This is a genomic window from Cyclobacterium sp. SYSU L10401 (genome assembly GCF_010993705.1).
In the GTDB taxonomy this organism is placed as follows: domain Bacteria; phylum Bacteroidota; class Bacteroidia; order Cytophagales; family Cyclobacteriaceae; genus Cyclobacterium.
Window position 1 is genome coordinate 428,573 of record NZ_WOFO01000004.1, and the last position, 13,113, is coordinate 441,685.

Annotated in this window: 10 protein-coding genes; 6 read left to right on the forward strand and 4 right to left on the reverse strand. The window is 44.0% G+C overall.

What is annotated here, in order from left to right; translation table 11 throughout:
• Positions 1 to 41: 41 nt before the first annotated feature.
• Together GL182_RS12390 and GL182_RS12395 are read right to left on the reverse strand one after the other, a co-directional pair.
• Positions 42 to 1,469 (reverse strand): sigma-54-dependent transcriptional regulator, encoded by a 1,428-nt coding sequence (locus GL182_RS12390; RefSeq protein WP_163379985.1) that lies wholly within the window; start codon positions 1,467 to 1,469, stop codon positions 42 to 44.
• Positions 1,470 to 1,695: 226 nt separating this feature from the next.
• Positions 1,696 to 4,323 carry a family 20 glycosylhydrolase gene (locus GL182_RS12395; RefSeq protein ID WP_163379986.1) on the reverse strand — a complete coding sequence of 876 codons (2,628 nt, stop codon included), beginning with the start codon at positions 4,321 to 4,323 and terminating at the stop codon, positions 1,696 to 1,698.
• A gap of 78 nt (positions 4,324 to 4,401) precedes the next feature.
• Between GL182_RS12395 and GL182_RS12400 the strand changes: the two genes are divergently transcribed.
• Together GL182_RS12400 and GL182_RS12405 are read left to right on the forward strand one after the other, a co-directional pair.
• Positions 4,402 to 5,499 carry an acyltransferase family protein gene (locus tag GL182_RS12400; RefSeq protein WP_163379987.1) on the forward strand — a complete coding sequence of 366 codons (1,098 nt, stop codon included), beginning with the start codon at positions 4,402 to 4,404 and terminating at the stop codon, positions 5,497 to 5,499.
• A gap of 4 nt (positions 5,500 to 5,503) precedes the next feature.
• The gene (locus GL182_RS12405; RefSeq protein WP_240469814.1) at positions 5,504 to 7,363 is read left to right on the forward strand and encodes an exo-alpha-sialidase; all 1,860 of its coding nucleotides are present in this window, start codon (positions 5,504 to 5,506) and stop codon (positions 7,361 to 7,363) included.
• 16 nt (positions 7,364 to 7,379) lie between these two features.
• Here GL182_RS12405 and GL182_RS12410 read toward each other — a convergent pair whose 3' ends face one another.
• The gene (locus tag GL182_RS12410; protein WP_240469815.1) at positions 7,380 to 8,069 is read right to left on the reverse strand and encodes a hypothetical protein; all 690 of its coding nucleotides are present in this window, start codon (positions 8,067 to 8,069) and stop codon (positions 7,380 to 7,382) included.
• Positions 8,066 to 9,142 (reverse strand): hypothetical protein, encoded by a 1,077-nt coding sequence (locus GL182_RS12415; protein WP_163379988.1) that lies wholly within the window; start codon positions 9,140 to 9,142, stop codon positions 8,066 to 8,068. The genes GL182_RS12410 and GL182_RS12415 overlap by 4 nt, the downstream gene beginning before the upstream one ends.
• A 224-nt stretch (positions 9,143 to 9,366) precedes the next feature.
• Between GL182_RS12415 and GL182_RS12420 the strand changes: the two genes are divergently transcribed.
• From GL182_RS12420 to chrA, 4 genes are all read left to right on the forward strand, one after another.
• Positions 9,367 to 9,951, forward strand: a complete 585-nt coding sequence (locus GL182_RS12420) for a thymidine kinase (protein ID WP_163379989.1) — start codon at positions 9,367 to 9,369, stop codon at positions 9,949 to 9,951.
• Between the two features lie 11 nt (positions 9,952 to 9,962).
• Positions 9,963 to 10,649 (forward strand): DNA repair protein RecO, encoded by a 687-nt coding sequence (gene recO / locus GL182_RS12425; protein ID WP_163379990.1) that lies wholly within the window; start codon positions 9,963 to 9,965, stop codon positions 10,647 to 10,649.
• 167 nt (positions 10,650 to 10,816) lie between these two features.
• Complete coding sequence (locus GL182_RS12430) at positions 10,817 to 11,797, forward strand: isopenicillin N synthase family dioxygenase (protein ID WP_163379991.1); 981 nt, start codon at positions 10,817 to 10,819, stop codon at positions 11,795 to 11,797.
• A gap of 8 nt (positions 11,798 to 11,805) precedes the next feature.
• Positions 11,806 to 13,008 carry a chromate efflux transporter gene (chrA, locus tag GL182_RS12435; RefSeq protein ID WP_163379992.1) on the forward strand — a complete coding sequence of 401 codons (1,203 nt, stop codon included), beginning with the start codon at positions 11,806 to 11,808 and terminating at the stop codon, positions 13,006 to 13,008.
• Positions 13,009 to 13,113 lie beyond the last annotated feature (105 nt).

The window sequence follows — 13,113 nt, forward strand, 5'->3', positions numbered from 1 at the left end:
TTTCAAATCATTACTATTCAAAAAAAAGCCGGCCTGCTTCGCTAATAGGCTAAATTTACAACTTTTAATTTGGAGTATAGGGTTTTTCTGTGGATGTTAAGAATCTTTGCGGCTTTTGTTTTATTAAAGTCAACTTTGTGCAGTACTTCCATAATTCTGGTTAATTCAGCCTGTCTGGCCGCTGATTTAAGATCCGTGTCAGCACCTTCATCCAGCCTATTTACAGCATACCTTTCGTTTTTGGCCTTTGAAAGTCCATTTTCTTCAATGGGTACAAGCGCATCTAACAGCCCCTTAGGCAAAGCATTTTGATAAATACAGTTGTCCGCTTCGATAAACAAACAAGCCCTACGAATTACATTTCTCAATTCCCTGACATTTCCGGGCCACTCATACCTATTGAATATCCTTTTTACTTCCTCTGAAAGCAGGGGTTTTTCAATCTTTAATTCCTCGCTCGTCTGCTGGAGGAAATGATCAATGAATAGGGGTAGGTCCGAAATCCTTTGCTTTAAAGTGGGGACTTTCAAAATAAACTCACTTAATCTGAAAAACAGGTCCTCCCTAAAACAGTTTGCTCCGGACTTGACGATCAGGTCTTCTTTGGTCGCTGCAATTACCCTCACATCGATGGGCAATTCATCAACCCCTCCGATTTTTCTAATGAGCTTTTCCTGAAGTGCCCTGAGCAATCCCATTTGCGTTTCCGGGGATAGGTTGGCGATTTCATCCAGGAAAATGGTGCCTCCATTGGCCAGCTCAAACAAACCTGTTTTTTTAGTAATGGCTCCGGTAAAGGCTCCTTTTTCGTGACCAAAAAGCTCACTTCCTGCAATTTCTTTGGACAAGCTTCCGCAATCCACGGCTATAAATGGTTTATTGCATCGGCTACTTACTTTATGGATAAGCCTGGCCACGGCTTCTTTCCCTGTACCTGTTTCACCTTCTATTATAACGGTAAAATTAGTACTCCCTACCCTTTTTATCAGGTTGATCATCTCCAAAGCCTCTTTGCTTTCACCCACCACAAAGCCGAATTCCTCATTTTTCCCATTCTCCCGGGACTTGGGTTGTTTGTTTGCAAAAGATGCTTCCGGGGAAAAGGATGTTTTCAGCTTATCGCAGTCCTGTATCACTTCGAGTAACTCATCTGGATGCAATGGCTTGGTCAGAAAATTGAATGCACCCCTTTTGATCAGATCAACAGCATTTTTTAAATTGACCTCCTGACTCATGAAAATCATGAATACTTCAGGCTGAATTTTCAATACTTTTTCAAAGAATTCCACGGCTCCTATATCAGGTAAGCGATATTCACTGATAATAATATCAAAATGGCGTTTTTTTATGATATTCAGAGCAGGGTTTCCCTGTGTAATGGTTTCCACTTCAAAATTTTTTTGCGAAAGAAATTTTTGTAAAAGCTCACAAGTAGAAATTTGATTGTCAACAACTAATATCTTTTTCATAACATATAAGGCTTTTGGATCCTTTTGCCCGTTCAACTTGAGCAAATTAATTATATACAAAGATGGAGAAGAAAATGCCTCAATGTGTTACAATATAATCTCGGTTAGTTACATCTTGCTGGTATTAAATTATAAAAAGCCATTTACTATTATTGGAAAATCTCTTTTCTTCTTCAGTTAGATTCAAATTATATTAAATAGCAAGGATAGAGATTTCAGTGGTAAATCAGGGAAATACGGTGACGGTTTTACTTCCCTTTCCTGCCATGTCAAATGCCTTGATATTTACCCGTCCGCCAAGAGGGATTGGCCTTTCATAAAGATTGGAAGTAGGTCCTGGTTCGGAGCCATCTGTAGTGTATCGCAATTCAAGACCAGGAAAATCCACATTAACCTGTAAGGTGTCATTTTCAACCTTCACTCCCGGAGGGGCAATGCGGTAAAAATAGCCCCCATTCCAGTGGGATAATTTGGGATACTCCCTATGAGCGATGGTATTGGCAAAGCCATTCCACCCATTTTCTATCGCCTGATCCATAATTTCCAGGTTATCCTCTGTTTCCCAATTCCGCTCTTTTGCCCAGGCACTTTCGGCAAAACCCAGTAGCTTTGGAAAAATGTAATACTCAGCCATGTCACCTCCTTTTACAGTCTCTCCCCAAAGCTGCGCTTCCATGCCCAGGATGTTGCCTTCGTTCTCGGGAAATATTCGTTCCATGTCTTCAAATGCTGCTTTCCTATCCAGAGGTCTGCCCATACTTGATTTATAGGTGGTTTTAAACCAGTCAAAAGGAGCAAATGTCCAGGCATTTCTGGTATCTACAAAGCCTGCCCAATACAAACCAGGTTCTGCAGGATCATTGGAATAGGCCAGGTCAAAGTAAAAGTTTGACACATTACAAAGTACCACTTCATAACCCTGGTTCGCCAGCTGGTAGCCCAAATCCGGGTAATCAAACATATTGTTCCATATATAAGGTATGACCTTCCTACCCACAAATTCAGGATTGGGAACCAGGGAGCCGGATTCATTCCTTCTCAACGCCATTTCTTCCCACACATGAACTTCCAAGCCCCGTTTTTCCAATCGTGTCAGTAATTCCCGAAAGAAAAAAGCCTGCAGGTTATCCATATCCCCTATATCGGGCAGTTCTTCCAGCAATAATTCCGTAGAGGATGACTCCCCCGGAGACTCCTCCAACAATTCCGCCACCATAGGTGATTGCGTCCAGGAACCTACAGGTACTTCATCTCCTCCGGCATGCATTTTTTTCATCTCCAGGCCCGCTTCAGCATACATAGCCATTAATTCATCCACTACCTTTTCATAAAAACGGTAGGTAGATTCCCGGACTACGCTGACGACATTATCCTTGTATGCCTGTGCCGAAAGGTACTCCGACTGATCATTGGGATCAATCAGACGGTATTCTTCGGCGGCAGCCTCGTCTCCTGCTTTCATATATTTCAGGTACCTGGCCTCCATGGATTTGATGGCAGCACGGGCATGTCCGGGGAAATTTAACTCCGGAATGACCGTAATGTGCCGGTCCCTGGCATATTCGAGGATATCTATAAACTCTTCTCTGGAATAAAAGCCACTGCCATGACTGCCCTCCCCATAAGCTTCCGGACCGGAACCATAAGCAGGATGCAGCGCTGCCTCATCCATTCCATCCACATGCTGACGCTGTCCACCGACAGTTGTCAATTCAGGCAAACCTGGAATTTCAACCCTCCAACCTTCATCTTCAGAGGTGTAAAAAAGGAAATGATTCAGTTTGTAATGGGCCATCATATCCAATGTCTTTCTGATGGTTTCTTTGGTTTGAAAATTTCTGGCCACATCAACATGCAAACTTCTGAACCCAAATCGAGGAACATCTTCTATATAAACGAAAGGCAAACCTACAGGTGATGATTCATTCAGATAAACCTCAGGCCCCATTAGTGCCAGCAAGCTTTGTACTCCGTAAAAAACCCCTGCTGCATCGCCCCCAGTTATGGTGATTCCATCCCCACTTATTTCCAGCTGGTAAGCTTCCTTTTTTTTGCCATCTATTCTGATATCAGCTATAGCAAGGGAAATCGCGGCTTCTCCACCCTGGCCTGCATTGCTGGCCAGGTTCACACCCGTCAGGCTTTCCAGTTTTTCGTTCAGGTAGGCGGCCTCATTTTCAAGGCCTTCTTGAAAGGCAATGGTCATTCCGGATTCAATTTCAAAGGTACCTGCTCCTTTTTCCATATGATAGGGCGAAGGTATAATCGGCAAAAGTTCCGATGAACTGACGGGTTCCATTTTTTCATTGGCATTGAATTGGCTGGCGGGGCTGTAGGTATTTTCTTCATCCATGGCTCCCCTGAGCAGTTGCTCCTTTCTTTCAAAAGGCCTTACTTCCCAGTTGCTGACAGGGATGGTCGCCAATTCCTGATCCTCGGCTCCATAAAACACCATGTACAGACCCATAGGCGCATCGGTTTCTTTGATGACACCCTCTATTCCCGTATAGGATATTTCCATTTGTTTTCCCGCATCCAGGTAAAATCCCTCCCTTGGGCTGAGCTTATACCAATCTCCATTAATATGGGTAATATCTGCCTTGGTACTGCTTACAATCATCCGGGGAGACATATTAAAAAACAAAGCCCAACCTTCATCTTCCAATGGATCGTTTCCCTTATTTTCAATGATAAAGCGTGCTTCAAACTGTCCCTCCTCCTCAGTAAAGTTACTGACCAACTCCCATTCTAAATGAAGCTGATTGACGGTATTTTGCCAGGATTCCTCTTGCTGACAGCTGGTAAAGAAAATAAAAATGCCGAGGAGCAGAAAGTAAGTATTGCTTTTATTCATAATTCAAAAGATTTAAATAGCCTTATTATTACCCCTCTTGGTATTAAATTGACTATTAAAAACACATAATTTTATTCTATGAAGCCTACCATTACCCGATTGATCTCCCTGGATGCCTTAAGAGGGTTTACCATTGCCGCCATGATTCTGGTTAATTACCCCGGATCCTGGAGCCATGTATACCCGCCTTTACTCCACGCATCGTGGAATGGCCTTACCATGACGGATTTCATTTATCCCTTTTTCCTTTTTATCGTAGGTGTTTCCATTGCTTTTGCCTATACCAAAAGGCTTCAGGAAGGCTTTCCCAAGGAAGGAATGTATAAAAAAATCGTGGTACGTTCAATAAAGATTTTCGTTGTAGGCGTTTTTTTAAACCTTATCCCCACTTTTGATTTCACCGATATGCGCATTGCAGGCGTATTACAACGGATTGCGTTGGTATTTTTGGTTTGTGCTTTCCTTTTTCTAAACACAGACTGGAAAAAACAAGCCTATCTGGCGGGAAGCATATTATTGCTTTATTGGCTGGCCATGACCCTGATACCTACCCCAGATGAGGGCCTGATAATACTTGAACCCGGCCGGAACCTGGCCGCATGGATAGACCGCATCCTTTTACCTGGAAAAATGTGGGAAGGCAGCTGGGATCCCGAAGGTTTATTCAGTACCCTTCCAGCTATAGTCACGGGTATTTTGGGCTTACTGGCAGGAAAAATTTTACTCGGTAGGAGTAATGAACAGCTCAAAGCCAATTACTTGATGGCCATAGGAGTCCCGCTGGTATTGCTGGGTTTACTCTGGGCGCAGGTTTTTCCAATCAACAAGCACCTCTGGACCAGTTCCTTTACCCTGGTCACCGGTGGAACGGCATTTATCGCTTTAGGCGCCTGCTATTTTTTGGTAGACATTCTGGGCAAACAAAAAGGAACCAGTGTGGGTATCATTTTTGGTGCCAATGCCATCACCGTGTACGTACTGGCTGATGTCCTGTCTTTGCTGTTTTATGGATGGGAAATAGGTGGACAGTCCCTGAACACCCACTTTATGAATGGCCTCACAGGTTTGGGAATTTCCGCCAAATTGGCGAGCTTATCCTATGCCCTTTTATTTGTAGGAATAAATTTCATTCCTGCCTTCATCTTGTTCCGAAGAAAAATATTTATCAAACTCTGAATTCATGTATACCCTTACTGCCCCCTCAAGCCTTTTGTTGGTTTTTTTCTGCTGTTTTTCCCTCAACCTGCAGGCACAAACCGGTAGCCACCATGAGCCTGTCAGGTATATAGGAGGGAACAGTATAGACCCGGACCGGCATGAGGGACGGTTGCGGTATGCCATAGGAGTGGAAAGCCGGCAAACCCTGAGGGTAAACAGGTCTCAGCCAGAACTCGCCGATGGCCATGGATGGACGTATAACCATGCCTCCAACCTGGCCTATTGGGAGGGTAAATTTTACCAGCAATACCTGAGCAATCCGGTAGATGAACACATTGCCCCGGGTCAGACTTTATTGATCACTTCTGAAGACGGCAGGAGATGGTCTTCCCCTGAGGTGATATTCCCTCCATACCCGGCGCCAGAGGGAACAGAAATCCCGGCAGGGTATGATGGCTATATGATGCACCAGCGCATGGGGTTTTATACAAGCAAAAACGGAAAGTTGCTTACATTGGCTTTTTATGGACATACAGAAGACCCTTTTGAAGAAGGGGGTATCGGCCGGGTAGTACGGGAAATAAAAAAAGATGGCACTTTGGGTCCCATCTTTTTTATTCGGTACAGCAGCCATACCCATTGGAATGATAGCAATACTGCTTTTCCTTTCTACCAATCCTCTCCCGATGAAGGCTTCAAAGCAGCCTGTGAGGAATTGCTGGCCAATACCCTCATGACCCTTCAGTGGAGGGATGAAGACAATGGAATGGATGGCTTCTATAAGGGAGAAAGGGGTGGATCTGCTTTTTCATTTTTTACCAGGAAAGATGGCAAAACTGTCGGCCTTTGGAAACGCTCTATGGCTGCACTCTCTGCAGATGGGGGTGAAAACTTTACGCCCTCCGTAAGAGCACCTACCCTTACCATGGCTGGCGGCAAAGTCTGGGGTCAAAAGACACGGGACGGCCGCTTCGCCATGGTATATAATCCCATCGATATTGACGAATACAGGTACCCCTTAATTGCTATCAGTTCTGATGATGGAATCATTTTCGATGACATGGTACTGGTACAGGGAGAAGTGCCTGCCAGAAGATTTTACGGGAGATGGAAGGATTTTGGGCCTTGCTATGTGAGGGGAATCGTTCCTGGAAATGGCATGCCTCCCGGAAATGACATGTGGCTAACCTACAGCATGAATAAGGAAGACATGTGGGTCAGTCGAGTCCCCACACCTATACGCCATCGGGTCGGCGGTCCTGTGGATGATGATTTTGACCAATTGGAGGAAGCAGGGCTTGTACCGGATTGGAACATTTATGCCCCACTTTGGGCTCCGGTGAATGTGGTAAAAGCTCCGGATGGACCTGGACTGGCACTTGAGCTGAAAGATGAGGATCCTTACGATTATGCCCGTGCCATAAGGGTTTTTGAGGAATCAAAAGCAGTCCATGTATCATGGGAATTGATGGTAGCCCCCGAAAATGCCGGGCTCCTTGAAATGGATGTGGTGGACCAATATGGAAACCGGCCAGTCAGGATTAAAATCAATCCGGAAAAGCAGCTCAGTTACATGGCAGGGCATCTTGAGCAAAAAATGGGAGAAGTGAAAGCCGGAGTTTGGCAAAAGCTCAGGCTGGAAATCAACGCACAGCCATTTGGATCCTATGACCTGTACTGGAACGGACAATTGGTAGCAGAAAAAATACCCTTAACCGAAGCCGTCAAATCTGTGGAGCGGATTTCCTTTCGTACAGGTCCTTACCGAAACCTTCCCAACAGAAAGACTCCCAATGAAGATCCAGTGCCTCCCCTTCCAGGAGCAGATGATAAGGATGCCATGGCTTTGTTTTATATTGACAATGTGAAAGTTTCCGATTAAGCTGCCCGGATAGGAATCAGTCATTCAAAGGATAGTATTGAAGGGTTTTGACAATTTCGTTGCGCTGGTACCAGTCATTGTAAACAAAGGCTACCTGGTCAAAAATTTGCTCTCCAAAAAAATAACCTTCAAACTGCTCCAGTAGCGCCACAACCTTTTCCGGTTGTTTTACCTCTCGCTGAAATCTGACCACTGTACTGTGTGCGGTGACCAATTTATATCTTTTATCCAACGATTGCTCCAGGTCGGTAGGGACAAAAGCTGCCCTCAGGTTTTGCCTGCAATGTTCCAGCTCTTCATTAAGCGGAAAACCCCGGATCATGAGGCAGGAAGTTGAAGCCAATACTCCTTCAAACCTGACGGTCATTTTCCGGACCGGAAGAAGGGCATGGCGAATGAGGGAAAAGTACCGGGAAAGTTCCAGATCATCCATGTTAAAACCAGAATAGCAAGAAATAATAGGCATGATGGTCACATGCATATCTGAGGTTGGATAGAAATATTGATCCGGTTCCACTGCCTTCACAGCTTCCAGAAACTTGCCAAAAGCCGCCTTTAAGCTTTCATTGGGTCGCAGCAGCAGGGTCAATCCCCTCCTGCTATCCCCTGAATCCTGCAAGGCAGCATCATACGAAAAACCCTCCTTTGCAATCTTCTTCAGGGAGCTTTCATGCAGTTGTCGGTAATGGGCCTGCAATGGTGTCAATCCTCCTCCCCATCAAACTTCCGGAAAACCAGCTGTAGCAATTCCTGAACTTCCTCAGAATTTACATCCCACTTCAGGGTATGCACAAAACCCTGATTCAGCAGGTTCACAGCATCAAAAAAACTTTCAGCTCTATTCAATTCATCCAGGGTCTGATCCAGCAAGTCTTGATTTCCCTGGAAAAGCCTTTTGGTAAACATGATGCGTTGATTGATGCCCATACCCTCTCTCAGGTGAGTTATACTCCCTTTCATAAAAGCATATTCCTCAGATTCAAATTTCGCCCATGCAAGTGCCGGATCTATTTCGGTGGCTGTTTCATCTGCAGCCTCATCAGGCTCCTCTATATCTGCAGGCAATTCATTTTCGGTCTGTTCAGCTTCCTGGGAATTTTCTTCCCTTTCTACAGCGGGTTCAGGGGCATCTACTTCCCAGGGAGCAACTGTTTTACTGGCCCATAATTGGTTATAATCGATCGGTAATTTTTCATTCAAGGGTTCAAGCAGACTCTCGGTTGCGTCCAATGTAGAGGCATTCTTCTCAAAATTTTCTTTCAATTCCTGCTTCCATTCTGAATTTTCCGGATGATCAGCCAGGGAGGATGCTACGGGTTGCCAGGCGGGGGCATGCCATTTGATGTATTTTTTCAGGTCCTTAAAATAGCCGGCAGGTTTGGCTTCGGCGCTGTCCCACTCCTGCTCAAAAAAGCTGACAGGGTCGGCTCCCAGTTGCAGGGTAAGTCTTACCGCTTCGTTTAGCAAAGGCTCAAAAGCTGACCTTTCAATTTTTATGGCCCTGGACAAGGTATTCATGAATTGAACCAGGGCTTCCTTAACGGCATAATCCCTGAAGTCAAAATAAGGGTTACGGGCCATGGCTTCCATTTGCTCCTGCCACCGATCAAAAAGAATCTTGATCGCCATTAAATTCAGCTGCTTGCTTGCCGTAAGCTGAATGATTTCCTGACCACTCATGTATTGCCTGTCGGTAAAATATTCCCCACATACTTTTTTGGAAAATGCTTCCGAATACCGGTCTATGTATGTTTGATCTAAAATCCTGTGAATTGCCATTTGACTTGTTTCTTTCCGTTAAAAGTAAAAGTAAAGTTAGGCATTTTATCCTTAATATAAAGAGGGATTTCCTGTTGGTAAACCCGTAATCCCAATCCTTTATTTTCATAAATAAGAAGAAAACCCTTAATTTCACCAGCTGAAGGCCAAAAGCATATTACGGCCACAGGCTCCTCTTTTCAAAATTGAAAAGAGAAGTCATACGATCAACTTTTAGCAAAACAATGTTTTTAGAACCTCCATTAGGAAACCAAAGTCATGCCGGCCAAAAAGGCCAAATTGAAGTCATTTGCGGGTCCATGTTTTCCGGAAAAACTGAAGAGTTGATCCGCAGGTTAAACCGGGCAATTATTGCCCGACAAAAAGTGGAAATCTTTAAACCTTCAGTAGATAAAAGGTATGATGAAAAAAATGTGGTCTCCCACAACGAAAGCATCATCCGTTCTACTCCTGTACAGTTTGCCAATGATATCCTTTTATTGGCAGATAACTGCGATGTCGTGGGAATTGATGAAACCCAGTTTTTTGATAGACAAATCGTGGCTGTAGCCGAAAGACTGGCAAGGTCTGGGGTCAGGGTGATTCTGGCTGGTTTGGACATGGATTTTGAAGGCAAACCCTTTGAACCCATGCCACAACTCCTGGCAGTTGCAGAATACGTAACCAAGGTACATGCCATTTGCATGAAATGTGGTGACCTTGCCTCCTTCAGCTACAGGCTATCTTCCGAAAAATCAAAGGTAATGCTGGGAGAAAAGGAGAGTTATGAGGCCCGGTGCAGGCGGTGTTTTTATGGTGATCAGTCATAAAATCAGGAATTATGCTAAAAAAAACCACCGGAATAGTTATCAAGTATACCAAATTCAGGGAAACGTCTATCATAACCAGAATTTTCACACGTGACCTGGGCTTGAAAACCTATCTGATCAATGGGGTAAGAAGCAATAAATCCAAAACTAAAATGGCCCATTTTCAACCCCTGACTTTATTGGATCTGGTGGTTTATGAAAAAGAAAGTGCCAATATCAACAGGTTATCGGAGGTTAAACTGGCCAGAGCTTTCCATCGGATCCCATTTGATTTTTATCGGTCCGGCATCAGTATGTTTATAGGAGAAATCCTGGGGAAAATCATTTTTGACAACTACCAGAACGAACAGCTTTTTGACTTTCTCTTTGAAAAAATTTCAGACCTGGATAGCGAGGATTTTCAACCTGGTTTATTTATTTTATTATTTCTAATGAAAACTTCCCGTTTCCTGGGCTTTGAGCCCAGTGATGCCACTGATTTCTATCTGCAGCTGCCCCTGAATCAGTCAGGTAAGCTCTATGAAGACAAGAAAGGTCACCTTGACCGGCTCATGCTTTCAGGTGCTCAAGACCAACTCACGATTCCCGGTAAAATAAAGAGTGCTTTGATGGACGATTGGCTCCTGTTTTATAAAATACATATGGAGGGTTTCGGCGAGATCAAATCACTGGCTATACTGAGAAGCATGACGGGGTAAATTTCAGGATTTTTACTTTAAGGGTATAATTCCCCTTCCTATGGAATAAACCAAGACTACTTACTATTCAAAATGACGGTAATACCCCTTATTCAACCTGATGAAAACCGGTTAAGGTATTTAATTTTAAATATAAAAAAATTACCTTGCAGCAAATATACCAGTAGATGCGCGAAATATTATTTGATAAAATCCCTTCTCTAGACCTGGCTGATTTTGTTTCCGGCGACCGGGTCAAAAAAGCGGCGTTTGTAAGGGATTTGGGGGATGCCTATGAAAATATTGGCTTTGTAGCCATCAAAAACCATGGACTACACCAGGCCATGCAAGATGAGTTATATGCAGCCATAAAAAAATTCTTTTCCTTACCTGATGAAGTAAAATCAAAATATGAAAAGCCTGAAATAGGTTTCCAGAGAGGATATACCGGAAAGGGTAAGGAACATGCCAAAGGCAGAAATACTGGAGACCTGAAAGAGTTTTACCATGTGGGCCAACCTATGGACCTTATCCCAAATGACGATATTGTCAAGGAAGATTATCCTCATAACGTATGGCCTGCAGAAGTACCGGGATTTAGGGAGATTTCTTTGCAGGTATTTAAAACGATTGAGGATGCAGGTAAGCAGATGCTTAGGGCCATCGCCTTGAACCTGGGTCTGGAAGAAACCTATTTTGATGATAAGGTCACCTATGGCAACTCTATTTTACGGTCCATTCACTACTTCCCGATAGAAAATCCGGAGGAGGTACCAGCAGATGCTGTAAGGGCAGCGGAGCACGGAGACATCAACCTGATCACACTTCTCATGGGTGCAAGTGCCGATGGATTGCAGGTTTTAAGGAGAGATGGCAAATGGATCCCGATTACTGCCTTCCCGGATCAACTGGTGGTAAATGTCGGAGACATGTTGGAGCGATTGACCAACAAAAGGCTCAAATCCACCATCCACAGGGTAGTGAACCCTCCCAGGGAAAAGATGAACAGCAGCAGGTATTCGATTCCATTCTTCCTCCATCCCAGGTCAGAGATGGACCTGAGTTGTTTGGAAAATTGCGTCAGTGCTGGTTTTCCAAAGTCCTTTGAAGATTGCACAGCGGGAGAGTTTTTGGAAGAAAGGCTAAAAGAGTTGGGTTTGAAAAAATAAATGGTTTTATGGCTACCATCAGGAGGGTACGGTATTACATTTATCTGAAGGATGTACTCGTGCTTTCCCTTACAGCATTTGGTGGCCCACAGGTTTTCCTGGCCATGGTTATCAACCTGATGGTCAAAAAAAGAGGCTATATCACAGAACAGGATTTACTGGAATTAAATGCCCTATGCCTGGTGCTTCCCGGACCTACTTCCACGCAGACCATATCTGCCATAGGTTTCAGAATAGGAGGTCCTACACTGGCTTATCTTTCACTTTTGGTCTGGATTTTTCCAGCTACCTGCCTGATGATAGGTACTGCACTATTAATAGAGCACCTGCAAGCCAATACGGATGGGGCCCTGAGTTTTGCGAAGTTCATTCAACCCATGGCCATTGGATACATTATATACGCTTCTCAGATCACCATTAAAAAAATGATCCATACCGTTGAAGCGGCCTTGCTAATGATGATCGCAGCATTTGTTGCCTTTTTTTACAACTCACCATTCATATTCCCTATCATGCTGGCCATCGGAGGCCTGATCACCACCCACAATTACAACAAGCAACCGGTCATCAAGGAAAAGTCGAAGATCAAGATTTCCTGGAAAAACTTTATCCTATGGGCAGGAGTGCTGATTGCTGCAGCCATTTTGGGTCACTATACGCGATTACTGCCGGTCAGGCTTTTTGAAAATTTTTACCGAAACGGCAGCTTGATTTTTGGAGGGGGACAGGTTTTGGTGCCTTACCTGTATACCGAATTTGTAGAATTTAAAAACTACCTGAGTTCGGAAGAGTTTCTAACCGGATACGCCATCTCCCAAAGTATTCCAGGCCCCACCTTTAGCATCAGTTCTTACATTGGAGCCCTTTCTATGCGGGAGTTAGGTGCTACAGGAATGATCACAGGTGGTTTGATAGCCGCTGCAGGGATTTTTCTTCCCGGCACATTTTTAATATTCTTTATCATCCGGTTTTGGGATGAACTCAAAAAATACAGGCCGGTACGGGCCGCACTTGAAGGAATCAATGCAGTAAGCTGTGGCATGCTGATTGCAGCAGCTTACCTGCTTTTTGAACCCCTGGATAACAACCTTTTTAATATCATGGCCATAATTGGTACATTTGCCTTGCTGCAGTTCAGCAAAGTACCCTCGCCTTTGATTATTGTGATGGGGGTGTTGGCAGGAATTTCTTATCAATGGTTGGTCAGTTGAAAATCCATTGAAAAGATATTTTAGCATTTGGAAAACTTAAATATTTTAAGTTTTCAAACTGAATGAATAGTTTATTCAGGCGGCTATTTTTGTTTAATAAATTTT

Bases quoted from the DNA above. Each gene is read 5' to 3' on its own strand.
- chrA (WP_163379992.1), top strand. From the start codon at position 11,806: ATGGCTACCATCAGGAGGGTACGGTATTACATTTATCTGAAGGATGTA.
- GL182_RS12420 (WP_163379989.1), top strand. From the start codon at position 9,367: ATGTTTTTAGAACCTCCATTAGGAAACCAAAGTCATGCCGGCCAAAAA.
- GL182_RS12400 (WP_163379987.1), top strand. From the start codon at position 4,402: ATGAAGCCTACCATTACCCGATTGATCTCCCTGGATGCCTTAAGAGGG.
- GL182_RS12415 (WP_163379988.1), bottom strand. From the start codon at position 9,142: ATGGCAATTCACAGGATTTTAGATCAAACATACATAGACCGGTATTCG.
- GL182_RS12405 (WP_240469814.1), top strand. From the start codon at position 5,504: ATGTATACCCTTACTGCCCCCTCAAGCCTTTTGTTGGTTTTTTTCTGC.
- recO (WP_163379990.1), top strand. From the start codon at position 9,963: ATGCTAAAAAAAACCACCGGAATAGTTATCAAGTATACCAAATTCAGG.
- GL182_RS12430 (WP_163379991.1), top strand. From the start codon at position 10,817: ATGCGCGAAATATTATTTGATAAAATCCCTTCTCTAGACCTGGCTGAT.
- GL182_RS12395 (WP_163379986.1), bottom strand. From the start codon at position 4,323: ATGAATAAAAGCAATACTTACTTTCTGCTCCTCGGCATTTTTATTTTC.
- GL182_RS12390 (WP_163379985.1), bottom strand. From the start codon at position 1,469: ATGAAAAAGATATTAGTTGTTGACAATCAAATTTCTACTTGTGAGCTT.